This window comes from Prochlorococcus sp. MIT 1201 (assembly GCF_047303415.1).
Lineage (GTDB): Bacteria > Cyanobacteriota > Cyanobacteriia > PCC-6307 > Cyanobiaceae > Prochlorococcus > Prochlorococcus marinus_D.
Genome location: NZ_CP138947.1, coordinates 1,341,023 through 1,363,709, shown reverse-complemented (window position 1 = coordinate 1,363,709; position 22,687 = coordinate 1,341,023). Strand labels below are relative to the sequence as shown.

Annotated in this window: 24 protein-coding genes, 1 tRNA gene and 1 pseudogene; 16 read left to right on the top strand and 10 right to left on the bottom strand. The window is 49.8% G+C overall.

Going from position 1 to position 22,687, the window contains the following annotated elements; translation table 11 throughout:
• Positions 1-27: 27 nt before the first annotated feature.
• The 6 genes from glgB to clpB all read left to right on the top strand — a co-directional run bounded on the left by glgB (position 28) and on the right by clpB (position 8,293).
• On the top strand, positions 28-2,298 hold the full coding sequence (gene glgB / locus SIB41_RS06595) for a 1,4-alpha-glucan branching protein GlgB (protein WP_413357691.1): 2,271 nt from the start codon (positions 28-30) through the stop codon (positions 2,296-2,298).
• A gap of 109 nt (positions 2,299-2,407) precedes the next feature.
• Complete coding sequence (gene hemE / locus SIB41_RS06590; protein WP_011129824.1) at positions 2,408-3,466, top strand: uroporphyrinogen decarboxylase; 1,059 nt, start codon at positions 2,408-2,410, stop codon at positions 3,464-3,466.
• The gene (locus SIB41_RS06585) at positions 3,463-4,464 is read left to right on the top strand and encodes an NAD-dependent epimerase/dehydratase family protein (RefSeq protein WP_413357688.1); all 1,002 of its coding nucleotides are present in this window, start codon (positions 3,463-3,465) and stop codon (positions 4,462-4,464) included. Before hemE ends, SIB41_RS06585 begins: the two co-directional genes overlap by 4 nt.
• 34 nt (positions 4,465-4,498) lie before the next feature.
• On the top strand, positions 4,499-4,858 hold the full coding sequence (gene petE, locus SIB41_RS06580; RefSeq protein ID WP_413357686.1) for a plastocyanin: 360 nt from the start codon (positions 4,499-4,501) through the stop codon (positions 4,856-4,858).
• A gap of 198 nt (positions 4,859-5,056) precedes the next feature.
• Positions 5,057-5,272, top strand: a complete 216-nt coding sequence (locus SIB41_RS06575) for a Nif11-like leader peptide family natural product precursor (protein ID WP_063397712.1) — start codon at positions 5,057-5,059, stop codon at positions 5,270-5,272.
• A gap of 429 nt (positions 5,273-5,701) precedes the next feature.
• Entirely contained in the window at positions 5,702-8,293 is a 2,592-nt protein-coding gene (clpB, locus tag SIB41_RS06570; RefSeq protein WP_413357684.1) for an ATP-dependent chaperone ClpB, read from the top strand.
• A gap of 49 nt (positions 8,294-8,342) precedes the next feature.
• Here the strand turns inward: clpB and SIB41_RS06565 are convergent, their stop codons facing one another.
• Positions 8,343-8,828, bottom strand: a complete 486-nt coding sequence (locus SIB41_RS06565) for a 6-carboxytetrahydropterin synthase (RefSeq protein WP_063419415.1) — start codon at positions 8,826-8,828, stop codon at positions 8,343-8,345.
• 1,064 nt (positions 8,829-9,892) lie between these two features.
• On the opposite strand from SIB41_RS06565, the gene hisIE reads away from it, so the two are divergent.
• The gene (gene hisIE / locus SIB41_RS06560) at positions 9,893-10,561 is read left to right on the top strand and encodes a bifunctional phosphoribosyl-AMP cyclohydrolase/phosphoribosyl-ATP diphosphatase HisIE (protein WP_413357682.1); all 669 of its coding nucleotides are present in this window, start codon (positions 9,893-9,895) and stop codon (positions 10,559-10,561) included.
• Positions 10,562-10,608: 47 nt separating this feature from the next.
• Here the strand turns inward: hisIE and SIB41_RS06555 are convergent, their stop codons facing one another.
• Both SIB41_RS06555 and SIB41_RS06550 read right to left on the bottom strand, forming a co-directional pair.
• A complete protein-coding gene (locus tag SIB41_RS06555) occupies positions 10,609-11,241 on the bottom strand; it encodes a peptidase (protein WP_413357680.1) in 633 nt (210 codons plus the stop codon).
• A gap of 5 nt (positions 11,242-11,246) precedes the next feature.
• Entirely contained in the window at positions 11,247-11,717 is a 471-nt protein-coding gene (locus tag SIB41_RS06550; protein ID WP_413357678.1) for a DUF2214 family protein, read from the bottom strand.
• Between the two features lie 239 nt (positions 11,718-11,956).
• Here SIB41_RS06550 and SIB41_RS06545 point away from each other — a divergent pair, with 239 nt between their 5' ends.
• The 5 genes from SIB41_RS06545 to SIB41_RS06525 all read left to right on the top strand — a co-directional run bounded on the left by SIB41_RS06545 (position 11,957) and on the right by SIB41_RS06525 (position 14,532).
• A complete protein-coding gene (locus tag SIB41_RS06545) occupies positions 11,957-12,883 on the top strand; it encodes an RNA polymerase sigma factor RpoD/SigA (protein ID WP_413357676.1) in 927 nt (308 codons plus the stop codon).
• A gap of 110 nt (positions 12,884-12,993) precedes the next feature.
• Positions 12,994-13,365 (top strand): YkvA family protein, encoded by a 372-nt coding sequence (locus SIB41_RS06540; RefSeq protein WP_011129836.1) that lies wholly within the window; start codon positions 12,994-12,996, stop codon positions 13,363-13,365.
• On the top strand, positions 13,365-13,682 hold the full coding sequence (locus SIB41_RS06535; protein ID WP_063414013.1) for a hypothetical protein: 318 nt from the start codon (positions 13,365-13,367) through the stop codon (positions 13,680-13,682). The genes SIB41_RS06540 and SIB41_RS06535 overlap by 1 nt, the downstream gene beginning before the upstream one ends.
• 5 nt (positions 13,683-13,687) lie before the next feature.
• Positions 13,688-13,972, top strand: coding sequence for a hypothetical protein (locus SIB41_RS06530; protein WP_413357674.1), 285 nt, complete (start codon positions 13,688-13,690; stop codon positions 13,970-13,972).
• A gap of 29 nt (positions 13,973-14,001) precedes the next feature.
• On the top strand, positions 14,002-14,532 hold the full coding sequence (locus SIB41_RS06525) for a phosphate-starvation-inducible PsiE family protein (protein ID WP_413357672.1): 531 nt from the start codon (positions 14,002-14,004) through the stop codon (positions 14,530-14,532).
• Here the strand turns inward: SIB41_RS06525 and SIB41_RS06520 are convergent.
• Positions 14,495-14,896, bottom strand: a pseudogene (locus tag SIB41_RS06520) (Nif11 domain/cupin domain-containing protein); the annotation flags it as partial. The gene SIB41_RS06525 and the pseudogene SIB41_RS06520 overlap by 38 nt on opposite strands.
• A 404-nt stretch (positions 14,897-15,300) precedes the next feature.
• Between SIB41_RS06520 and SIB41_RS06515 the strand changes: the two are divergent.
• The gene (locus SIB41_RS06515) at positions 15,301-15,678 is read left to right on the top strand and encodes a c-type cytochrome (RefSeq protein ID WP_413357670.1); all 378 of its coding nucleotides are present in this window, start codon (positions 15,301-15,303) and stop codon (positions 15,676-15,678) included.
• On the opposite strand, the gene SIB41_RS06510 is transcribed toward SIB41_RS06515, so the two are convergent.
• Positions 15,654-15,923: a YciI family protein gene (locus tag SIB41_RS06510; RefSeq protein WP_011129842.1), complete on the bottom strand. Its 270-nt coding sequence runs from the start codon at positions 15,921-15,923 to the stop codon at positions 15,654-15,656. The two genes, SIB41_RS06515 and SIB41_RS06510, sit on opposite strands and share 25 nt — an antisense overlap.
• A gap of 102 nt (positions 15,924-16,025) precedes the next feature.
• Here SIB41_RS06510 and SIB41_RS06505 point away from each other — a divergent pair, with 102 nt between their 5' ends.
• Complete coding sequence (locus tag SIB41_RS06505; protein WP_011129843.1) at positions 16,026-16,397, top strand: AbrB family transcriptional regulator; 372 nt, start codon at positions 16,026-16,028, stop codon at positions 16,395-16,397.
• A gap of 134 nt (positions 16,398-16,531) precedes the next feature.
• On the opposite strand, the gene trpA is transcribed toward SIB41_RS06505, so the two are convergent.
• The 3 genes from trpA to SIB41_RS06490 are packed head-to-tail and all read right to left on the bottom strand — an operon-like array spanning position 16,532 to position 17,964.
• Positions 16,532-17,359, bottom strand: coding sequence for a tryptophan synthase subunit alpha (trpA, locus tag SIB41_RS06500; protein WP_413357668.1), 828 nt, complete (start codon positions 17,357-17,359; stop codon positions 16,532-16,534).
• 46 nt (positions 17,360-17,405) lie between these two features.
• Positions 17,406-17,753, bottom strand: coding sequence for a DUF3007 family protein (locus SIB41_RS06495; protein WP_041384294.1), 348 nt, complete (start codon positions 17,751-17,753; stop codon positions 17,406-17,408).
• A gap of 4 nt (positions 17,754-17,757) precedes the next feature.
• Complete coding sequence (locus SIB41_RS06490) at positions 17,758-17,964, bottom strand: NAD(P)H-quinone oxidoreductase subunit L (RefSeq protein WP_413361446.1); 207 nt, start codon at positions 17,962-17,964, stop codon at positions 17,758-17,760.
• Between the two features lie 107 nt (positions 17,965-18,071).
• Here SIB41_RS06490 and SIB41_RS06485 point away from each other — a divergent pair.
• Positions 18,072-18,157, top strand: a tRNA-Leu gene (locus SIB41_RS06485).
• 132 nt (positions 18,158-18,289) lie between these two features.
• Here the strand turns inward: SIB41_RS06485 and pyrC are convergent.
• Positions 18,290-19,360 (bottom strand): dihydroorotase, encoded by a 1,071-nt coding sequence (gene pyrC / locus SIB41_RS06480; protein WP_413357666.1) that lies wholly within the window; start codon positions 19,358-19,360, stop codon positions 18,290-18,292.
• A gap of 407 nt (positions 19,361-19,767) precedes the next feature.
• Between pyrC and SIB41_RS06475 the strand changes: the two genes are divergently transcribed.
• Complete coding sequence (locus tag SIB41_RS06475) at positions 19,768-20,877, top strand: calcium/sodium antiporter (RefSeq protein ID WP_413357663.1); 1,110 nt, start codon at positions 19,768-19,770, stop codon at positions 20,875-20,877.
• A 210-nt stretch (positions 20,878-21,087) separates the two neighbouring features.
• On the opposite strand, the gene gorA is transcribed toward SIB41_RS06475, so the two are convergent.
• Positions 21,088-22,449, bottom strand: a complete 1,362-nt coding sequence (gene gorA, locus SIB41_RS06470; RefSeq protein WP_413357661.1) for a glutathione-disulfide reductase — start codon at positions 22,447-22,449, stop codon at positions 21,088-21,090.
• Positions 22,450-22,687 lie beyond the last annotated feature (238 nt).

The following is a 22,687-nucleotide window of genomic DNA, read 5'->3' as shown; positions in this document are numbered from 1 at the left end:
GCTCCCGGCCATTGATGTCTTTGCCCCATGACCACCAGTGTTGCCCTCGACTGGGTGGTTCAAGACGGCCAAAGACTTGCTGAATGTCGCCACGATGACCCTTTCTCGCTGTTGGGCCCTCAATCCCATGAGGGGCAATGGATCGTGCGCATCTGGATGCCGGAGGCAAGCCAAGTAGAGCTGCTTTGTGATGGCAGAACGACTGCCATGACAACGCCCAATCACTCCTGGATCTTCGAAGCAGCTCTCAACCAAGATCCCGGCCGCACATACCAGGTGCGGGTTAAACGCGCAGGAATCGTGCATGAGCAGCACGACCCCTGGGCCTTCCACGATGAATGGATGGGGGAGATGGACCGTCACCTCTTTGCGGAGGGCAACCATCACCACATTTGGCAACGCATGGGCGCCCACCTGATGGAGCGTGAGGGTGTTGAGGGAGTGATGTTCTGCCTCTGGGCACCCCATGCATGCAGTGTGGCTGTTCTCGGAGAATTAAACGGATGGGATGGCCGTCATCATCCGATGCAGCGTCGCCAGGGAGGCCTTTGGGAGCTGTTTATTCCTGGGTTTAAAGAAGGGACCCTTTATAAATACGAAATCCGAACGCAGGAAGGCCATTGCTATCAGAAAGCTGATCCCTATGGTTTCCAGCACGAGGTGCGCCCAGCGACAAGCTCCGTAGTCGCGAGGCTTGATCGCTATCAATGGCAGGACGAGCAATGGATGCGGCAACGGGATTGTCGTAATGCTCTCGATCAGCCAATTTCTGTCTATGAAATGCATTTAGGCAGCTGGATTCATGCAGCAACAGATGAACCGTTTATCGAGTTGGATGGCACGCCCCGGGCGCCGGTACCCGCTGCGGACATGAAGCCTGGAGCTCGTCTCCTGACCTATCCCGAACTAGCCGACCAGTTAATCCCCTACGTGAAAGATCGGGGATTCACCCACATTGAACTGATGCCAATCTCAGAGCATCCATTTGATGGCTCATGGGGATACCAGGTCACAGGGTGGTATGCACCCACCAGCCGATTTGGAAGTCCGGATGAATTCCGTGCATTTGTTGATCGCTGCCACGCCGAAGGTTTAGGTGTGATCATCGATTGGGTTCCAGGCCATTTCCCTAAGGATGGTCATGGCCTGGCCTTCTTTGATGGAACCCATCTCTACGAACATTCTGATCCACGCATTGGTGAACACAAGGAATGGGGCACGTTGATCTTCAACTACAGCCGCAACGAGGTTCGCAACTTTCTCGTTGCCAATCTTGTGTATTGGTTTGAGCAATTCCATATTGATGGTATTCGTGTTGATGCGGTGGCTTCGATGCTTTATCGCGACTATCTTCGACCTGATGGAGAATGGATTGCCAATGAAGATGGAGGGCGAGAAAATACAGAAGCAGTTCGATTCCTCCAACAGGCCAATCACGTTCTTTTCCAGCACTTCCCTGGAGCGCTTTCAATTGCGGAGGAGTCAACAACTTGGCCCATGGTTACTCAGCCCACTGATATGGGCGGGCTGGGATTCAATCTTAAATGGAATATGGGTTGGATGCATGACATGCTCGATTATTTCGAGTTAGATCCTTGGTTTAGGCAGTTTCACCAGAACAACATCACTTTTTCTATTTGGTATGCCTACACCGAAAACTTCATGCTGGCACTTAGTCATGATGAGGTTGTCCATGGTAAAAGCAATCTTCTCCATAAGATGCCAGGAGATGACTGGCAGAAATTTGCAAATGTTCGTGCATTGCTTGCCTATATGTGGACCCATCCTGGCAAGAAAACTATCTTCATGGGAATGGAATTTGGACAACGATCGGAATGGAATGTATGGGGAGATCTGCAATGGGAGCTGTTGAAACATGATCCTCATAAGGGTCTGCAGAGATTGGTTGATGACCTCAACACTTTCTATAAAGCCGAGCCTTCTCTATGGAAAGATGACTTTGATCAATATGGATTCCAATGGATTGATTGCAATGATAATCGTCATTCTGTAATCAGCTTTATGCGCCGTGAAAGTAGTGGCGGAACTTGGCTTGTCGTCGTCGCCAACTTCACACCTCAAAGTCATTCAAATTACAGAATTGGCGTGCCGATCAGTGGCTATTATCAGGAAGTTTTCAACACAGATAGCTCTTGTTACGGCGGTAGAAACCTCGGCAATATGGGCGGTAAAAACACTGATGAATTCAATATCCATGGATATGAGCAGTCTCTTGAACTCTGTCTACCAGCGCTGAGCGTGCTGGTCTTCCGTCATGACCCGAAGCGAAGTCTTTGAGTGCAGCCAAAGCCAATGAACATGTGACGAAGCTGCGTTCTCAACATCACTGATGGCCTGAACAACAACGGCCTTCAGGTAGGTTTTCTGACTGATCCTGACCCTTGTAATGAGCGACTCCCAGCCCTTATTGCTCCGCGCTGCGCGTGGTGAGTCGGTCGAGCGGACCCCTGTGTGGATGATGCGCCAGGCGGGTCGCTACATGAAGGTTTACCGGGATCTCCGGGACCGTTACCCCAGTTTTCGAGAGCGTTCTGAAAATCCTGATCTCTCTTACCAGATCTCGATGCAGCCCTTTGAAGCATTCCAGCCTGATGGGGTGATTTTGTTCTCAGACATCCTCACTCCTTTGCCCGGCATGGGCATCGATTTCGACATCGTTGAAAGCAAGGGCCCCCTCATCCAAAAGCCGATTCGCAGCCTCAGCCAAATTGAGGCTCTTCAGCCATTGGAGCCAAACGCAACCATGCCTTTTGTAGGCGAGGTACTCGGACGCCTGCGCGAGAGTGTTGGTAATAAGGCTGCTGTGCTGGGTTTTGTGGGGGCTCCCTGGACCCTTGCGGCCTATGTGGTTGAGGGCAAAAGCAGCAAGAATTACGCCGTGATCAAGGCGATGGCTTTCCAGCAGCCAGATCTTCTGCATCGTTTGCTCAACCATTTCGCTGAATCGATTGCCACTTATTTGCGTTATCAAATCGATTCCGGCGCCCAGGTCGTGCAGATGTTTGATTCCTGGGCCGGTCAGCTAAGCCCGGCCGACTACGACACCTTTGCAGCGCCTTATCAAAAAAGAGTCGTAGACCTGGTGAAATCCACTCATCCCGACACTCCAATGATTCTCTACATCTCCGGCAGCGCTGGAGTGTTGGAACGAATGGGGCGCACAGGTGTCGATATCATCTCTCTTGACTGGACTGTTGATATGGCCGATGGCTGCGCTCGACTTCCCGAGCACTTAGGTGTGCAAGGCAATGTTGACCCTGGCCTGTTGTTTGGAACACCAGAAGCGATTCGAGAGCGAATTGTCGATGCGGTTCGTAAGGCTCGAGGTCGCCGGCACATCCTCAACCTCGGCCATGGCATCCTGCCTGGAACACCTGAGGACAATGCCAAGGTGTTTTTCGAAACTGGCAAGACTGTTGACAATCTGATCGGATCTGCCGCTTGACTCCTGCCCGGATCCTGATCACAGGAGCCAGCGGCTGTGTTGGGCAGTACACAGCCGCCTGGCTACTTGAAAACTCCGATGCCGAGTTACTGCTCTGGCTCAGAGACCCGGCCAAACTCACGGCCATCTCAGCGCAACACCCACGTGTTCAACTGCTGGTTGGAGATCTACGTGATCCCCATTGTTTTGCTAATCAGCTAGCCACGGTCAGCCGTGTGATTCATACGGCAACGGCCTGGGGGGATCCAGAGCGAGCCCATCAAGTGAATGTTGTGGCTGTTAAAACTCTGCTCGGGCTTCTCAATCCAGAGGTTCTTGAGCAGATCACCTATTTCTCTACGGCAAGCATCCTCAATCGGGATCTTCAGCCATTGCCAGAAGCTCTTGCGTATGGCACTGAATACATTCAAACCAAGGCTCAGTGCCTCCAGGACCTTGAGCACCATCCGTTGGCTGATCGGATCGTGGCTGTTTTTCCTACGCTCGTTTTCGGGGGAAGGGTCGATGGCACGAGCCCATTCCCTACCAGCTATCTCACTGAAGGGTTAGAAGAAGCAAGCCGCTGGCTTTGGCTGGCACGCTGGCTAAGGGCTGATGCCAGCTTTCATTTCATTCATGCAGCTGATATTGCTTGCATATGTGGCCACTTGGCAAAGACCCCCAAACTTCCCAATCGAGAGGCTGGGCAGGGAGCTGTTCGGCGTTTGGTTATGGGTCAACCCGCAATCTCTGTGAATCAAGCTATAGCGACTCTTTGTCGCTGGCGTGGGCTCAGGCAGACGCCTGGTTTACCCCTCTGGGGTTGGCTGATTGAGGCTCTGATCAAGGTGCTACCGATCGAAATCAATGCCTGGGATCGCTTCAGTATCAAACAACGGCACTTTGTGCATGATCCAATTACGACACCAGAACGTGTCGGAGGTCACAGCCATGCAGCCACACTTGAAGCCGTGTTAGCAGATTCAGGGCTGCCGCAGCGCGGAAAAGTTCACAATTAGGGTTAAAGTGTTCATAGAAATGATGTAAGCCCTCATGGCCTCAATGGTTCGCTCTATCGCAGCAGCTGCTTGCGCCTTGTTTTTGGTGATTGGGCTTGGAGTTTCTTCCGTTCAGGCTGCCACTACTGAAGTGAAGCTAGGCAGCGATTCAGGCATGCTTGCTTTCGAACCCAGCTCTATAACGATTCAAGAAGGAGACACGATCAAGTTCGTCAATAATAATCTCGCCCCACATAACGCTGTATTTGAAGGCCACGATGAGTTAAGTCACTCTGATCTAGCCTTTGCTCCGGGTGAATCTTGGGAAGAAACATTCACAACAGCTGGCACTTATGATTTCTACTGTGAGCCCCATCGTGGCGCTGGCATGGTTGGAACGGTTACTGTTAACTGAGTTAAGCTGACTGACCAATAAGTAGATTTTAAATACCCTAAAAATATCAAGCCTGAGGTAACTATTCTTTTTTGTTTCTACATTTTTATTATTGGATGATATAGGTTTGATCACTCAAGCAAGTCTGCATAGGTTTCTCGCTGGTTTGCAGGCGTCAAAGCTTGGATATATTATTAAACTAAGAATGTATATGATGCAATGACACGAGAGGGCCTGTCTGATCTTCTCCATGCCGCTGAGCACAGTTTAACGCTACGAGGCCAGTTGAAGAATTGCTCTAATGATCAGGAATTAATAGATCTAGCTAAAGATTATGGTTTTCCTGTCAAGCTTTGCGATCTTCAAAATGAGGCTGAGTCACAGCAGATAGAGGATTGGTTTAGAAAAAGTAGAATCTCTCCAATTCGCAAATGATTGGCTTGAATGAAAGTGGCTACAAGTCTTTAAATATTTGCTGGTGAAATGGTTGAAGGTTACGGTGCTTATGTTGAATTAAGGTATAAGCATGATTGGTGTCAGTAGTAATACATTTTCCTTAGAGTAAAGGATAATCTAAATGTTGGGTAGGCTGTTGTATTTGGATCAAGAGAATACTAAAAGTTTAAGCCATGAAGAGATGATCTAATCGTGCATAGATGGTTGATCTATAGGCTTCTTTAAACCAATAATTAAATACCTTAATGCATAGATGACAGTTGTTGATGACGAATTCAGCAATGAGGTTTGATTTGTCTCTTGGTGGTGCTTACCACACTCTGCCGAAAGAGCCGTACCAATCAGAACGGTTTACCGCTTGGCGCTAATGGTTAGTCGACATACGGTTGAATCAACGTAAAAGACCACATGCAACCTACGGCGGATCAATTTACCGAAAAAGGCTGGGCAGCAATCGTTTTGGCCCAACAACTTGCCCAACAACGCAAGCACCAGCAACTGGAAACAGAGCATTTGTTGTTGTCACTGCTCCAGCAAAATGCTTTGGCAGGAAGAATCCTAGAAAAAGCAGGTGTGTCGATCGGCAACTTGCAAACAGCCGTGGAGGCACACCTGCAAGAACAGCCCACTCTGCAGGCTGCGCCAGACTCTGTCTATCTGGGCAAGGGAGTCAATGATCTTCTCGATCAAGCTGAGAAACATAAGCAAGCTTTTGGCGATAGTTTCATCTCGATTGAACATCTGTTACTTGCATTGGCCGGGGACAATCGTTGCGGCCGCAAGTTGCTCAATCAAGCGGGCGTGGATGCCGGCAAACTAAAGGTTGCAATTGACGCGGTACGCGGAAACCAGAAGGTGACCGATCAGAACCCAGAAGGAACTTACGAATCTCTCGAAAAATATGGCAGAGACCTTACTGCTGCTGCTCGCGAAGGCAAACTCGACCCTGTCATCGGAAGGGACGATGAGATTCGACGCACGATTCAGATTCTTAGTAGGCGCACCAAAAACAACCCTGTCCTCATTGGGGAGCCAGGGGTGGGAAAAACCGCAATTGTTGAAGGCCTCGCACAGCGGATTGTTAATGGCGATGTACCTGCAGCCCTTCAGAACAGACAGTTAATCGCCCTTGATATGGGTGCTTTGATTGCAGGGGCGAAATATCGAGGTGAATTCGAAGAGCGACTCAAGGCGGTGCTCAAAGAAGTTACCGCCTCTGAAGGACAAATCGTACTTTTTATTGATGAAATCCATACTGTTGTAGGTGCTGGAGCGACCGGTGGGGCAATGGATGCCAGCAATCTGCTTAAGCCAATGCTGGCTCGAGGGGAACTGCGCTGCATTGGTGCAACGACCCTCGATGAGCACCGACAGCACATCGAAAAAGACCCCGCTTTAGAAAGAAGATTCCAACAAGTGCTTGTGGATCAACCTACAGTGCAAGACACGATCTCCATCCTGCGTGGTCTCAAAGAACGCTACGAAGTGCATCATGGTGTGCGCATTGCTGATAACGCCCTAGTTGCTGCAGCTGTGCTCAGTAGCCGATATATTGCCGATCGTTTTTTGCCAGATAAAGCCATCGATTTGATGGATGAATCTGCTGCACGGCTGAAAATGGAAATCACTTCCAAGCCTGAGGAAATTGATGAAATCGATCGCAAGATTGTGCAGCTCGAGATGGAGAAGCTTTCCCTAGGACGTGAGTCCGACTCCGTTAGCAAGGAAAGGTTGGAAAAACTAGAACGCGAACTTGCTGAATTAGCAGAGCAACAAAGTGCCCTCAATGCACAGTGGCAACAAGAAAAAGGTGCGATTGACGACCTTTCTTCGCTCAAAGAAGAAATCGAACGGGTGCAATTGCAAGTTGAGCAAGCCAAGCGCAGCTACGACCTCAACAAGGCAGCTGAACTGGAGTATGGAACTCTGGCGGGATTGCAGAAACAACTCAGCGAGAAAGAAACTGCCCTGGCCCAAGATGGAGAGGCAGGCGATAAATCACTGCTGCGAGAGGAGGTTACGGAAGACGATATTGCTGATGTCATCGCTAAATGGACCGGGATTCCCGTCGCCAAGCTTGTGCAGTCGGAAATGGAAAAGCTGCTTGGACTTGAAGCAGAACTCCACCAACGTGTGATTGGCCAAGAACAGGCTGTGCAAGCTGTTGCGGATGCGATTCAGCGTTCTAGGGCAGGTTTAAGTGATCCCAACCGCCCGATTGCAAGTTTTTTATTTCTAGGCCCCACTGGTGTCGGTAAAACGGAGCTATCCAAAGCATTGGCCTCTCAACTGTTTGATAGCGAGGCGGCTTTGGTGCGAATCGATATGTCTGAGTATATGGAGAAGCACAGTGTCAGCAGACTGATTGGGGCACCTCCGGGTTATGTCGGCTATGAGGCCGGTGGACAGCTCACCGAAGCCGTACGCAGACGCCCTTATGCGGTAATCCTGTTCGATGAAGTGGAGAAGGCACACCAAGATGTGTTCAATGTGATGTTACAGATCCTTGATGATGGACGTGTCACCGATGGTCAGGGTCGCACAGTTGATTTTACAAATACGGTGCTAATTCTTACCAGTAATATTGGCAGCCAGTCGATTCTCGACTTGGGAGGCGATGATAGTCAATACGGGGAAATGGAGCGGCGGGTTCATGATGCTTTGCACGCTCATTTTAGGCCTGAGTTTCTCAACCGCCTGGATGAAACAATCATCTTTCATAGCCTCAGGCGCGAGGAATTGCGTCAGATCGTTGCCCTTCAGGTCAATCGGCTGCGTGAGCGTCTTTGCGAGCGCAAGCTTGGCCTAGAGATCAGTGATACAGCAGCTGATTGGCTCGCCAATGCTGGCTATGACCCTGTTTATGGGGCTAGACCCCTTAAGCGAGCGATACAACGCGAGCTTGAAACTCCAATAGCCAAAAGTATCCTGGCGGGCCTTTATGGAGATAGTCAGATTGTGCATGTGGATGTGGATCAGGAGCGTCTGAGTTTTCGCTAATGCTTATCCCCTTCGCGCTCCCATTAGTGGAGTCGATCGAGCAAATTGATCAGAGCAGAGTCTTCGTCTCAAACCACGTAGGTGTTGCTTCATAGCAAGCTGCATTGGCTTCATTCTCACGCGCTTCTACCCGCCAGCAACAGCTGCGCCCACCATCTCGATCAAGCAGAAGGGCATTGGCCCATTGCCAAACCAGCTCTGCGCTGGACTCCATGCCTACGTTGTCCATCACCCTTAGATCAATAGCGCCTTGATCATTCAGGCTCTGCCATTGAGACAGGAGCGGATCATCAGCATTGGCGAGGAAGGTGTGATCGAATTGGTTGTTGAGTTGTTGTTCCAGATCCCGAAGACTGGAAAAGTCGACGACAAATCCGTAGGGATCAAGCTCTTGAGCTGCAAACCAAAAGGTAAAACTGCGGCTATAGCCATGCACAAATCGACAGTGTCCTGGATGACGCCATTGACGATGACAGCAAGGATATCCAGAGAAATTCTTGCTACAAGTGTAAGCATTCTTCAGTGTCTTAGTCACGGTCGTTCATCCAGAGAGTTACTGCAGTTGGCGTGTGTTTTGAGATTATGTGTAGAGAGTGACTTTGATGTCGTGATTCGATCTATGTGACTATACGGATCAGCTTAGGCGACGAACAAAATCATGTTTCAATAGAAGTCAATCTTCAAGGCAATGCATTGTAAATGCTTTCCATTGAAGGGAGTTGCCTAGGGTAATGTACTCTAGAGGCAAGATCTAAAGACTCACTCTAAATTCTATGATTTAGAGTCAAGGTTCTTGGGTTTGATCATCAACTCATTTGCAAAAGTATATCTAATTGAACAAAAATTCTTCAGGCAACATTTCTGCATGACTGCGGGTATCCATTGATTTCTGATCAAGGCTTTCAAGTTGGTGCCTCCAATCCGATTGCAAGAAGAAGCATGATATTTGATGTTTTCCGCAATTGGCAAGTTCTTTTAGCGGAAACCCAGGTCAGGCTCCTTTTGGCAACATTAGATCTGTGATTGGTGGCAATATCTTGGATGGCGTTGCCTGGTGACAAAGGAGATATGAGAACTGGCAAGTACTAAATCTGGAGAATTGAATTGCTCAGATCTAAGAAGAGAGCAAGAATTGATTGAATTTATTTGCTTGGATCTGCTGCCAGTTAAAGATCGATGTAGCTTGTTTCCATACATCAGTAGAAATAAAATCGGAAAGGTGTCTGTTCAGAGCTTTATCGATGATATAGCCATTGAAATTCAACTTATCAGTATTTGGAAGCTTCCCCTTCTATCTGAGCCTGAGACAAGCCATCTGCTTGATACTGAGACTGAATGCTTTGAGTAGCTCTTATCAGTCCGTAAGCCCACCCATCACCTCTTGATGTCTCTGGTGTCTGTTGATCCTGCCCCCTAGTCATGGCTAGGGGTGAAATTTCTAATCAGCACTCATAGCATTCGAGATGCTGATGCACTGTTCCATCCGCTCCCAGGTTAAAAGGCCTTAGGAGGGGCGGATCATGCGAGAGCGAAGCAGTTGATGACTAGTTTGGTGCTGAGGGATGATTGCACGGCAGCTCCTGCGCTCCTTGAGGACGAATGCAACCCCTCAGCCCCGCCTTCATCGACCAACTTTGTTTTGACGATATTGGTTTGATTCCAGCGATCTCCCAAGATTGGCTTGATGGAGCCGTTCTGATGATGGCCTGGATGAATCGCACTGCCTTGGAGCAGACATTAAAGAGTGGCCAAGTTCATTACTGGAGCCGCTCGCGTCAGGAGCTTTGGCATAAAGGTGCCACGAGCGGTCATACGCAGATCCTTAAGGGAATTCGTTATGACTGCGATGCTGATGTGCTTTTACTCAGTATCGAACAAACCGGTTTGGTCAGTTGTCATACCGGAGCCCGAAGCTGTTTCTTCGCAGAGGTAAACCAGCATTCGCAGGGAGACTCACTCACTCTTCCACCTCCGATGGATGCATGCAGTGAACTTTTTCGGGTGATTGATCAACGCCACACCACACCCGAAGCCAACAGTTATACAAACAAGCTTTTAGAAGGTGGTGACAATCGCATCCTTAAAAAAATTGGTGAGGAGAGTGCGGAATTTGTGATGGCTTGCAAAGACGACGATGCGAAGGCAATTGCTAATGAAGCAGCTGATCTTCTCTTTCATCTGCAAGTCGCTCTTGCCCACCACGGTGTGAACTGGAGAGAAGTGCTTGAGGTGCTCGCTAATAGACGTGGAGCACCGCGTCGAAACTGAATGCTGAACTGTGGCTGATTGAGTGATTCTTTTTAGTGAAATTCCAATCAACGTGGTTGCCCAAAGTTGGTGGATTGTGAACGGATCCACTCAAGTGTGAGCCGATCTCTTTTGGAAACAGTCAAGACAGGCACTGCCCCCTGGGATACGGCCATGACATCGCCAGCATGATCACTGTGCCCCCATAGGCCAAAAGCATGACCTAGCTCATGCAAGGCTGTGGCTTGAAGGACAGGCGCTCTTAGTTCTGGTGAAACCATGACCTTCACTTTTGGCTCAAGTTGGGTTGCTGTTTTGCGTCGAGCCTCAACGATCGTCAGCAGACTGCGGCCATTGCTGGCACGCCAACCGGAGGGGAGCTGTCGCAGCGGAGGGCGTTTTCTAAACACCAACACATGAGCGCGTTCAATCTCAGTGACCCTCGTTAGTGGAATCACTTCAGACCAGCTATTGAATGCAGCATCAACAGCATTGGCCCATCGCTTTAACCAGCGATGGCCCGCAACAGAGCCTTTGGGGTTTGGTTCAACCCATACACACCAATGAGGCAGGCTTGGATAACCAAAACTGGTGGTCGCTAATTTGTCGACATACCCGAGCCCATTTCTGGACTCGGGTAATTGGAGCCCACCAGTTAAAACACGCACGTCTTGCGCTGGTGGACAGGGATCTGGAACCATTTGGATTATTGAGAAGGAAGGCCGACGCCGCGGGCCATCAGGGTTGCCAAAAGGGGAATGAATGCAAATCCAACGATTTCGATGTTGATGAACCAACCGAGGCGAGTCACTAACGAGGAACTCACTTCAGGCAGTTCTCCCTTGCGCAGTGGAATAGCCCAGAGGATATAGGTGACAGTTGGATAAAGCGAAAGAGTCCCCGCAACAATAAAGACTCCTACCTTCCACCAGAACAAAGGGTTTTGAGTATAAAAGTCACTCCCTTGGCCGAAATACAACACCCGCAGAATGCCGCTGATCAATAGCGCCAAGCCTGCTACGCCATAAACGATGTCCGTGATGACCATGGCCGTGGCTTCTCCACGGTTTGGGGAAGTCTTCAACAGCTTTCGCTCAAGCACCAAGGCAGCAAAGCAAACCATGAAGCTCAGGTAGTGGACGTAGGCAATTCCAGCATTGTTGACAATCTCAGGCATGAGGACGACTCCCAAGTGGATGGGATGAATGAAATTCGCTTTGACGCTAGCGACATCAAGCTCAATGAACGGCTATCTCAATAGAAGAAGAGGGTGAGAGGGGGTCTGCATCAATCAAAGCAATACGACATCCTGAAGAAACTGTTTAATAACGCATAAAAAGTTAATTCTGCACTCTTCCTTACGCAGTCAGGATGGAAACACTTTGGCTCTAGGTTCAATTAAGAGTTGAGTTCCATATGGTGAGTTCTTTAAGTGCCTATCTTGGGGAGATCGGGCGCCACCAACTTCTGACACCTGAACAGGAACTGACAATGGGTCGGAAGGTTCAGGCCATGATTGCGCTTACTGACCGCTGCCATCTTGCTGGTGGAGCAGGGCCCGAATGCGAATACTCAGATGATCAGCGCCTCACCATTCGTCGTGGTGAGAAAGCCAAAAATCAGATGATCACTGCCAATTTAAGACTTGTAGTGAATCTTGCCAAGCGCTACCAGGGCAAGGGTCTTGATCTTCTCGATCTGATTCAAGAAGGCACGCTTGGACTTACCAGAGCAGTGGAGAAATATGACCCAACCCGTGGCCATAGATTTTCGACCTATGCCTATTGGTGGATTCGCCAGGGGCTTAACAGGGCACTATCCACCCAGAGCAGGACGATACGAATTCCCGTTAATGTGAATGAGAAGCTAACCAAATTAAGGGCAGCAAAGTCAAGACTGATGCAGAGCAACGGCTTGCCTCCCACTGCTGAGCAATTGGCAAAAAACATGCGACTGCCGATGGCCGAAGTGGAAGATCTGCTTGCTTGTGAATTACGCAGTGTGACAGTGAGCCTTCAAGGAGTTGTGAAGTCAAAATCCGATCCTTCAGAACTTGCGGATGTTCTTCCCAGCGAAGAGATCCCTCCGATTGAGCGTGCCGAAATGGCGGAAAGAACTGCATCGGTATGGACTTTGCTCAATCGTGCGAATCTCACTCCTAAAGAACGGATGGTGGTCACACTTCGTTTTGGACTCGACGGATCTCATGAATGGCGCACCCTCGCAGAAGTTGCACGACATATGAGTTGCAGCCGCGAATACTGCAGGCAGGTGGTACAAAGGGCACTGCGAAAACTTCGCAAAACAGGAATACAGAGTGGTTTGGCAGAAAGCACCCTCTAAGCGATAAACCTCACTGAAAAGTAGGGAATCCGCCCCAAGAAGGGGCGGAGTTCATCTTATGAATCCCCATAAATCAGGTAACAATGGAATGACATCGGCGCCGACAAACAATGGTTGATGAGGCCACCGCAACTCACACCACCGTCGATGCAACGGTGCTGGAAAGTTCCGTTATTGACCAGAGTCTGTTTCAAAAGGTGTTGCGTCAGGCTGGGCGAAGCCTTGCCAGGCCGGCTTTAGAAGCTTTGGAAATGCTCCTGGATGCATCAACACCTGCACAGGCCAGACTCACCATGCTCGCTGCACTGACCTACCTCATCATGCCCATTGATTTGGTGCCAGATTTGATCCCTGTCGCAGGATTTAGTGATGACCTTGTTGCACTTACCGCAGTCGTAGGCCTCTGGAGCAATCACATGACCCCCCAGATTCGTGATCGTGCCCGACGCAAACTAGATCGGTGGTTTCCAGTTGGCGGCTGATGTCAGGGTGGTCTGGTCAAGTTGAAGATGAGCTGACCCTCCTGTTGAAGGATTGGTTGAAGCAGCAGGGACGTACCCAGGCAGACCTGCGTCGAAGCCTTCAGGCTGTATCGACTCGCATGCCTGCCTTGCTTGAGGTCTTGGAACGTGAACATCGCCTGGGAGGAATACCACGGGTGGCGGCACGTCTATGTGAAATTGAAGCCGAATGGGTTGGAACGAATGCATCATCTCAATCTGACAACCAAAAAGATGCCGATCCTTTCAGCCAACTAGACCTACTTCTGCAAGAAATCCGCGATGACTGCGGCAGCTGAATCAGATGACAGGCAAAGTGGATCTGAATGACTGTTTCATCATGCGTTTTCCCTTACTTGTGACTTTCCTAGGAATGACTGCCAGTCTGCAATTAGCTGCTCCTTTAAGCCTGCAGGCACAGTCGGAGGGTTGGCTACTTGGACCGAACAGCCGTACAGGTGAAAACAGCAAAGTCGTGCCCAGCAACTGCATTGAAGAGGCCGATGGATCCATTACCTGCGATACCAAACTTGAGAATCCCAGCGGCGATACCCCGGCTCGGCCTTCCTACAATCCGTTCAATAACTGAGATCCGCCTTGCGCCGCCTCAAGCGGGCAATGCCTTCATTCCTCAATCTAGTGGATTGGGGAGAAAGAGTAATTGTCAAGATTCTCACATTGATCACCGTTGTTGTGATCATTGCGGCCTTGATACAGCTCATCGTGAATGTTGGCAATGAATTGTTCGTTGATTCACAGCAGAGCTGGCTTGGGGATGACTTAATCAAGGTTCTTGGTGATCTGTTAACTGTGCTGATTGCTCTTGAAGTGCTTCAGAACGTCACCAGTTATCTCCGCCGCCACGTTGTACAGATTGAGCTGGTGCTTGTTACAGCGCTGACAGCCGTGGCGCGCAAAGTGATCGTGTTGCCACCAGGATCTGATGATAAACCTCAGTTACTGGCTGGACTGGGGATTGCCTCGATAGCTTTGGCCGGGGCTTATTGGCTGGTTAAGAGAGCGATAATTGATCCGGAGCTTTCTGCTCGTTCCAGAACAAAGCCAACCAAATTGTCCCAGGGTGAGGATCAGTTCGTTCCACACGATGCAGACGGTGAGGGGCCAAATGCAGCTGATCTCCCACGCTGAGATCAACCCACACATCGGGATCTTTCAGTTGCATACGTGCACTCCCCTTCATTAGCACAATCCATTCGTGATCAGCCTGGTCATACCAGAACCCCTCTGGACTAGATGCAGCACAAGAGAGAATTAGCTCTAGGCGCCAATTTGAACCAGCGTGGAGAAGATGCTGTTGTTCCTGTCCTTGTGGAGGTAATGGCCGCGTTAGTAGATTGGCATCGGAAGAAAGCTGCTCGTCAGGCTCAAGTTCACCCCAACGGCGTCCAATCTCAAAGCCCCAAGATCGAGCTAACTTCACCACTTGGTTGTGATCTCCACAAGCGGCTAGCAGCTCTCGTCGGCCAGGGACAGTTTCTAGCGACTGAATCATTTCTTGAAGCTGTTGCACCTTGTCGAGGAATCGGTAGAGATCCTGTTCTGCCATCCATTTCTCCAGAATTCATTTCCAACTAATGATGCTGATAACAAATTGTTCAAGGCATCAGCGAAATTTTTTTGGTTGCCTCATCCGCTTTGATCATCACAACACGCATAGAAATACTCAACCATGAAAACCTTTGACGAGGATTCACAACCTATTTCCATGCCTTACATCAGCGAGCCTATGAGAGCAGTGAACAGCAGTTGATTCGGCTCGGGATCTGCTCGAGGCCTTTGTGATACCCCAGTCCTCTCTTTCACGGGGGTGCCAAGCCCATGCGCAACTGTTAAAGCGGTATCAGCAGATCACAACAGATCACTACGGCAGACTTAGGCGTTACTGCTGATGATTGCATGAACCTACAGATTCGTCTGAGGCGACTTGTACTTGAACTTGGGGGCCAAACTGCAGGATTATTAATCCTGATCTCTACACTCTTGATCCATCCTATTGGCACCATTGCATTGGATACCGATGCTGGAGGATCGTTATTCAAGCAACACTGTTCAGGGTGTCATGTAAATGGTGGCAATATCATCCGACGTAACAAAACCCTTAGGCTCAAAGCACTAGAGCGCAATAGTCTAGATAATCCTCAAGCAATCGCCAGAGTGGCTCGAGAAGGAATCGGGCAAATGTCTGGCTACGAGGATGTTCTCGGCGATAGTGGAGATCAGCTCGTGGCGGCCTGGATATGGGCTCAAGCTCAGAATGCTTGGACCCAAGGGTAAACCTCAAGAGAGGTCCATATTCCTTCCTTCCAGTAAACGTCTTGCTCTAGAAGCTTCCTAACAACATCAAGACTTGCGGCTTCGAAAATCCCAAAAACATGAGTGCTCCCTTCTGTTGGACCAAGAGTGATCAGAATGCCCTGTTTCTTAAGAGTGGTAAGCCTATTGAGGTGTTCTTCACGAAAAGGGCTTCGCTTTTCAAGTGCGTTCTCGCAGTAAGTACCCCAAAGAACAAATCGTGCCATGTCTGCTGCGTAAAACTCATCGCTAAAATTTGTCTCTTAAAGGATGGCACAAATGGGTAACTAAACGCTATGTTGTTGAAGTAGATTTTCTTTTTACAAATCATGCTCACCGGCAGCGACCTCCTCACGAAAGTCAAAGACCTGGGTGATGTCAGCAAATCCGATCTTGTTCGCGCCTGTGGCTATGTCTCCACGAAGAAGGATGGTGGAGAACGCCTTAATTTCACTGCTTTCTACGAAGCTCTACTAGAAGCTAAAGGTGTAAGCCTTGGTATAACTGGTGTCGCAGGTATCGGTAAGGGTGGACGCAAGCTTAGTTATGTAGCTACTGTTCAGGGCAATGGCAATCTATTGATTGGCAAGGCCTATACAGCCTTACTTGATCTCAAGCCTGGCGATGAGTTTGAAATCAAGCTTGGACGCAAGCAGATTCGCCTAGTTCCCGCTGGAGGAAGCGACGAAGACGACGATTGATTCATATTTTGAGCCAAGGGAGATTCAGAGAAGATCGTTCCAACCTCATTTGAATCACGCAAGCCCTGGAAATCTTCCAGGGCTTTTTTTTGTTGTGTCTTAAGGCAGGATGATAGATATGAGCAAGTTAAAACTCATCCAGCAGCGTTGCGCAGCTCCTTGCAGAAAAGACCCGCTTCTTGAGCAACGAATCCAGGGGCCGCAGCAGCCATTCGTTTCACTAGAGCACTGCCAACAATGGCTCCATCAGCACCCCAACTTCGCACCTGCCGTACTTGCTGAGGCCCAGAAATTCCAAATCCGACTGCTACAGGATTGGAGCCGGACAACTTGAGTTGCTGCACCAAGGATTGAACACGATCCTCCATTACAGAACGTTCGCCAGTAACTCCCGTCACGCTTACTAAATAGGTAAAACCCCTGCTGCTTTCTGCAATCCTTGCCATACGCTCCGCAGGTGTAGTAGGAGCCACCAGAAGAACCAGATCAAGTCCACGAGCAGAAGCCAAGGGAGAAAGGCGCTCAGCTTCCTCGAGTGGAAGATCTGGGACCACAAGACCGGCAACTCCAGCCTCAGCAGCTTCATCACAGAAACGCTCCATACCCCAGTTGAACAATGGATTGGTGTAGGTGAATAGGATCACAGGAATGGAAAGTTTGCCCCGCAAGTCAATCAAAATCTGCAAGACCCGAGCTGGTGTCGTACCAGAAGCCAGTGCTCGAGAAGCAGCTGCCTGAATTACCGGACCATCGGCGAGAGGATCGCTATAGGGAATGCCCAGCTCGATCATGTCCGCGCCAGATTGCTCCAGGCTGAGCAATACCTCAGCAGTGGTTTCCAGATCAGGATCACCAGCCATTAGGAATGGCATGAGTGCAAGGCGTCCCTCAGCTTGTACTCGTTGGAAGCGACTGCTGATTGTGGCGTGTGTATTGGGTTTAGGTGCCAAGAAATCTGCCATAGCAATCAATTAGAAGAAGGCGTGAGGGGGGCAAAGGCCCTAGAACCTATGGGTCAGAGGGGGCTTGTTGCTTAGGATTCTCATCCTCAATATCCTTCAGTAAGGAAACTTTCTCAGCATCAGGTAATGCATCGAAGCGAGCCTGAAGTTCAGCAGCTGATAGATTTTCATAGGCCTGTTGATAACGTCGCCGTTGTTGCATGAAGGTCATATTCCCTGAAACCACTCGAAGTAGATATGATCCCGTCCAGGCGACAACAACCACAACAAGAAGTGATTGAGCAGCGATACCGGCAGAAATGCTATCCAGGCCCGTAAATCTCAATACACTGTAAGCGATCCCCCCGAGTATCAAAACAAGAAAGCCCAGCTGAATGACCTTGGCACGCGTCATATGTTTAAACCTCTCCTTGCCCAGTAAGGCGAAGATTCAAAAAAGGCGCGAATAGAATTAAACCGGGAAAGAACAGGAACACCAATCCATAGGCGCTTAGACGCTCGAATTTGCCCATACAGTGCCACCGTTTGTTCATCCAGGAATAGAGGAGCAAAGGGACAACAATCAAATAGAGGCCGCCTAACAAGGCATAGGCAGCTAGCACCATCAGCGAGTTGATCGAGATTGGACTGGTGACGGCCTGTAGAAACACTGTCAGCAAACTGCTTGGTATAAATCTAGGATGCCATTGCGGGCCTTGGCCCAGCCATTGCCGGGGGCATGGCGGAATTGGTAGACGCAAGCGACTTAAAATCGCTTGTCCTGAAAAGGACGTGGGGGTTCAAGTCCCCCTGCCCCCACTGGTGATCATCGCAACGAGCCAAATATTTCCCCATTTGCGTAGAGATTCAAGTTGCTAGCCAGACCCCAATCGGATCCTTGATTGCCAGCTCGAGCAATGGTGCAATTCATGCGCTCCGATGCGTGCTTTATCAATCAACCGAAACAGACCAGCCCAACAGTTCGCCAGCATGAAATGGAACTAAGTGTTCAGAAGAATCTGCGTTCGTTTGTCCGCTAAAAGTAGCTGGTACAACATGAGCTCTTCGTATCAGTTTGATTGAGGTGTTATTGAGGGGCAAGCCATAGAAAGCTGGACCGTATTCACTGGAGAAGGCCTCAAGACGATCAAGTGCTCCTTCCTGCTCAAAGACTTCGGCATAACTTTCCATCGCATAATGAGCATTGAAAATGCCACCACAACTACAAGCACTCTCCTTTGCAGAGCGAGGGTGTGGTGCCGAATCAGTGCCAAGGAAAAAGCATGGTTTGCCACTTGTCGCTGCTCGACGCAGGGCGAGTCGATGGCGTTCACGCTTGGCTACTGGTAAGCAGTAGAAATCACTACGAAAACCACCGAGAAACATTGCATTACGGTTGATATGTAAATGATGAGGAGTGATAGTGGCTGCCAGATTCGGCCCAGCTGTTTCCACGAACTGAACTGCCTCTTGCGTCGTGATGTGCTCCATCACGACACGAAGATTTGGATAACGCCCTATTAGTGGTGCCAGGTGGTGCTCAATAAAAAAGGCTTCTCTATCAAAAATGTCGATATCGACATCGCTCACCTCACCATGAACGAGCAATGGCATCCCAATTTTCTCCATCGTCTCTAGAAGTGAGTTAATCGCTCTTAGATCACTGACCCCCTGCTCGGAATTAGTTGTGGCATGGGCTGGATAAAGCTTGGCGGCGATGAAAACTTGCTGTTGATGCCCTTGTTCTAAAACATCTGGAGCCAAGCTTTCGTTGAGGTAGGCCGTCATCAATGGCGTAAACGGAACACCATCAGGAAGTGCTGCCAAAATCTGGTCGCGATAGGTTTTTGCTGCTTCTACACTCGTGATTGGTGGCCTGAGATTGGGCATCACGATTGCTCGTCGAAACACCCGAGCTGTGCTGCCTAGCACCGCATGCAGCATGGCACCATCCCTCAGATGGACATGCCAGTCATCCGGTTGACGCAAAATGAGTTGGTCGGGCAAAGAATCCAAAGTCATCAACCCAGAATGAGGTGTAGAGATTTCAGCACCGAAGCAAGACCCAAAAATAAATTTGCTGTGATACCTCCTTTCTGGAAGTGCTGCCAAAGATGATGTTTTCGACGCTATGGCTCAGTCATTCCTGAGAACAGACAATGACATTGTGTTCTCAGGAGAGAGCCTTGGCCAGCGCACAAGAGCAAGAAGCGAAAATCAAGATCATTGATAGAAGCATTTTTGCAGCGATACGCTTTCTAAGTAGAGCGACATCTGAGAATCAGCGTTGGTCCGATTGAGCAACAGCGAATCTTGCAAGTATGAAGACCAAAACCTTAAGATCGTCTTGCGCAAACAACCATGATTTTTGAGAGAGAGGGTCATGGTTTGCGTTCAGATGCAGAATCCCTTTAGTCCGTTCGGATCACATGCCGCAATTCCTTGAACCGGCTTTACAAGTGCTGGCAGGAATCGGCCTGTTGTTTGGGGGGGGAGAACTGTTTGTGCAGGGTTCCGTCGCCCTTGCGCTGATCTTAGGTATACCCGAGCTTGTGATCGGTCTCACTGTGGTGGCCTTGGGCACATGTGCCCCCGAGCTGTTTGTCAGTGTGAGTTCAGTGCTGAAGGGCTCCGATGCCCTGGCCGTGAGCAATGTGGTTGGTAGCAATATTTTTAATGTGATGGTGGTGCTTGGCAGCAGTGCCCTTGTGCTGCCACTCAGGGTGGAGAGTCGTTTAGTGCGACGTGATGTTCCTCTGCTACTAGCGGTGTCTGCAGCCGTTTGGGGAATGGCTTCAGCAGGTCGTGTGACATGGCAGGCCGGAGTAGCCCTCTTGATAGCCCTCGTGATCAATTCTGTATGGGAAATCCGTACGGCCCGGGAGGAACCGGATGGAATGGTGGAGGCTGAGCCGGAGATCAATAGCGAAACTGCCAATGGCGGTTGGATCAAAGCTTGTATACGCCTTTTGCTTGGCATCCTGTTGTTGACCGTCGGCTCGAATCAGCTGGTTAAAGGTGCAAGCGATGCTGCTTCACTCTTAGGAGTGAGTGAGACCGTCATCGGGCTCACGATCGTCTCTGCTGGCACCTCAATGCCGGAATTGTTTACATCTTTGGTGGCTGCTCTACGAGGCCGCACAGATCTTGCGATCGGCAATGTGGTGGGCAGCAGCTTGCTCAATCAACTTCTGGTCCTAAGCAGTTGTGCCTTGGTCTCTGGTGGGGCTGGGCTGCAAGTCGATCGCTTGATCATTGAGCGAGATCTACCTGTGATGGTGCTTACCACGCTTGCCTGCATGCCAATTTTTTGGACCAGGGGACGTATTAACCGGCTTGAAGGAGGGATCCTCGTAGGGCTCTACGTTTTTTATGTGATCGATCAAGTTCTCCCCCGCACCCTACCCACTTGGCAGGATGGATTTCGATTGACAATGCTCTGCATTGTTCTGCCGATTATTCTCGTTATGATCGTGCTTCAAGCCTTGTTGTATTGGCGTCAACTTCGCAAAGAACAAATAACCCAAAGTGTTGATTGATCTATCAAGTATCCTGCTGAAGATGAAGATTAATCGAGTCAATTGATTCGAAGATACCGATAACATTTGACACGAACATTAGAGCATATACATCGCCAAGATCATTGTTTGCCGAGCCGTAACAGATCCCCTAAGGCCTTGCCTGGACGACTCAAATGGCGCAAGTGATCGACTAAAAGGATGGATGGAATTTATCTTTAGCAATACTCCCTAAGTCATGGTGACAAACTCCTCAGAAACGGTGGGATGTAATGCCATGGTGCGATCAAAGTCTGCCTTTGTAGCCCCCATTCCAAGTGCAATAGCTGCCATCTGAATAATTTCGGCAGCATGTTCCCCCACCATGTGACAACCAAGGATTCGATCAGTGTTGCGTTCCACAATTAACTTGAGAAGACAACGGGGCCCTCGCTTCGGCAAGGCCTGAGCCATGGATCGGAAGCGGGCGCGGTAGACCTTGACTTGATCTTTGCCATAGCGATCAATCGACTGCTCTTCAGTGAGTCCAACTGTGGCTAGCTCTGGTTGGCTGAAGACAGCACTGGCAACGAGGTCATGATTGACCTGGCGGGGTTTCTGTCCAAAAACACTGTCGGCGAATGCCCTGCCCTCATCGATTGCCACAGGGGTGAGGTTGATGCGGTCTGTTACATCACCAACAGCAAAGATGTGAGGGATATTTGTGGATTGGTTGGCATCCACTGAAATACGTCGACCTTCTAAAACAACCCCAGCAGCGTCAAGGTTGAGTCCTTGCAAAAAAGGTCGTCGTCCTGTAGCAAGAAGAACGCCCCCACAAGAGAAGCGTTCCCCACTCTGGGTTGACAAGACGAGATCGCCAGGTTGGCCTTTTAGAGCGGCTGGATTTTCCCAAAAACGCAGATCAATGCCTTTCTCCTGCATTCCATCCTGTACTGCAGTGGAGAGCTCCCGATCAAAGCCACGCAGCAAGTGATCCCCTCGCACCAGTTGGATGACCTCGACGCCAAGGCCATGGAGGATGCAGGCAAATTCACAGGCAATAAATCCAGCCCCCACCACCACCACTCGGTCGGGGAAGCTGCTTTGCATGAACATGTCATCGCTAACCCAGCCCAACTCCGCACCTGGGATATCAGGACGATGGGGACGCCCACCGACCGCGATCAGAATGTGATCGCCGTGAAGTTCCTGTGAAGCATCGATGGCTCCGTTCCTTGAGACAGCCACGCTGTTTGGGCTCGTAAAACTCCCCCATCCCGTCACAAGCTCAACACCGTTTTTGGCTAGCAGGTCAATGTGAAGAGTATTGAGACGATCCACTTCCTGACGAACATTGGCTAGCAACACCCCCGCATTGATCTGTGCATCACTCAACTCAACTCCAAAACTGGGGGCAACTTCAAGCTGTTCCCGATAAAGAGATCCGTACACCAACAGCTTCTTAGGTACACAGCCGCGAATGACGCAGGTCCCTCCAACACGGTCACCTTCAACGATGGCGACCTTGGCACCATGGCTTGCGGCTCGCTTAGCAGCGGCTAGTCCACCAGAGCCAGCGCCAAGCACGATCAGATCAAAAGGATGCTCCAAGAGACGAGGATCACTGCATCCATTGTCAACTCCTTAAGAAAGCAACGCCAGGATTACTCAGGGATCGTGACGACAATGATCAGTAAACCTGTCATGACTCATTCAGAACAACGAGTTGTGGATCCTCTGCAATCGAGCATTGGCCGAAACTCGTGGCTTATCCAACATCAATGTTTGATCATTTGATTTGAATTGAGAACCTCTTGTCCAAGCACCTAAAGGCACTCGAAACAGGCAT

Bases quoted from the DNA above. Each gene is read 5' to 3' on its own strand.
- SIB41_RS06525 (WP_413357672.1), top strand. From the start codon at position 14,002: ATGCCTTCATTCCTCAATCTAGTGGATTGGGGAGAAAGAGTAATTGTC.
- glgB (WP_413357691.1), top strand. From the start codon at position 28: ATGACCACCAGTGTTGCCCTCGACTGGGTGGTTCAAGACGGCCAAAGA.
- SIB41_RS06545 (WP_413357676.1), top strand. From the start codon at position 11,957: ATGGTGAGTTCTTTAAGTGCCTATCTTGGGGAGATCGGGCGCCACCAA.
- SIB41_RS06575 (WP_063397712.1), top strand. From the start codon at position 5,057: ATGACACGAGAGGGCCTGTCTGATCTTCTCCATGCCGCTGAGCACAGT.
- SIB41_RS06515 (WP_413357670.1), top strand. From the start codon at position 15,301: ATGAACCTACAGATTCGTCTGAGGCGACTTGTACTTGAACTTGGGGGC.
- pyrC (WP_413357666.1), bottom strand. From the start codon at position 19,360: ATGACTTTGGATTCTTTGCCCGACCAACTCATTTTGCGTCAACCGGAT.
- trpA (WP_413357668.1), bottom strand. From the start codon at position 17,359: ATGGCAGATTTCTTGGCACCTAAACCCAATACACACGCCACAATCAGC.
- SIB41_RS06490 (WP_413361446.1), bottom strand. From the start codon at position 17,964: ATGGTGCTAGCTGCCTATGCCTTGTTAGGCGGCCTCTATTTGATTGTT.
- SIB41_RS06495 (WP_041384294.1), bottom strand. From the start codon at position 17,753: ATGACGCGTGCCAAGGTCATTCAGCTGGGCTTTCTTGTTTTGATACTC.
- SIB41_RS06510 (WP_011129842.1), bottom strand. From the start codon at position 15,923: ATGGCACGATTTGTTCTTTGGGGTACTTACTGCGAGAACGCACTTGAA.
- SIB41_RS06475 (WP_413357663.1), top strand. From the start codon at position 19,768: ATGCCGCAATTCCTTGAACCGGCTTTACAAGTGCTGGCAGGAATCGGC.
- hemE (WP_011129824.1), top strand. From the start codon at position 2,408: ATGAGCGACTCCCAGCCCTTATTGCTCCGCGCTGCGCGTGGTGAGTCG.
- clpB (WP_413357684.1), top strand. From the start codon at position 5,702: ATGCAACCTACGGCGGATCAATTTACCGAAAAAGGCTGGGCAGCAATC.
- SIB41_RS06540 (WP_011129836.1), top strand. From the start codon at position 12,994: ATGGTTGATGAGGCCACCGCAACTCACACCACCGTCGATGCAACGGTG.
- hisIE (WP_413357682.1), top strand. From the start codon at position 9,893: ATGCAACCCCTCAGCCCCGCCTTCATCGACCAACTTTGTTTTGACGAT.
- petE (WP_413357686.1), top strand. From the start codon at position 4,499: ATGGCCTCAATGGTTCGCTCTATCGCAGCAGCTGCTTGCGCCTTGTTT.
- SIB41_RS06550 (WP_413357678.1), bottom strand. From the start codon at position 11,717: ATGCCTGAGATTGTCAACAATGCTGGAATTGCCTACGTCCACTACCTG.
- SIB41_RS06530 (WP_413357674.1), top strand. From the start codon at position 13,688: ATGACAGGCAAAGTGGATCTGAATGACTGTTTCATCATGCGTTTTCCC.
- SIB41_RS06555 (WP_413357680.1), bottom strand. From the start codon at position 11,241: ATGGTTCCAGATCCCTGTCCACCAGCGCAAGACGTGCGTGTTTTAACT.
- SIB41_RS06535 (WP_063414013.1), top strand. From the start codon at position 13,365: ATGTCAGGGTGGTCTGGTCAAGTTGAAGATGAGCTGACCCTCCTGTTG.
- SIB41_RS06505 (WP_011129843.1), top strand. From the start codon at position 16,026: ATGCTCACCGGCAGCGACCTCCTCACGAAAGTCAAAGACCTGGGTGAT.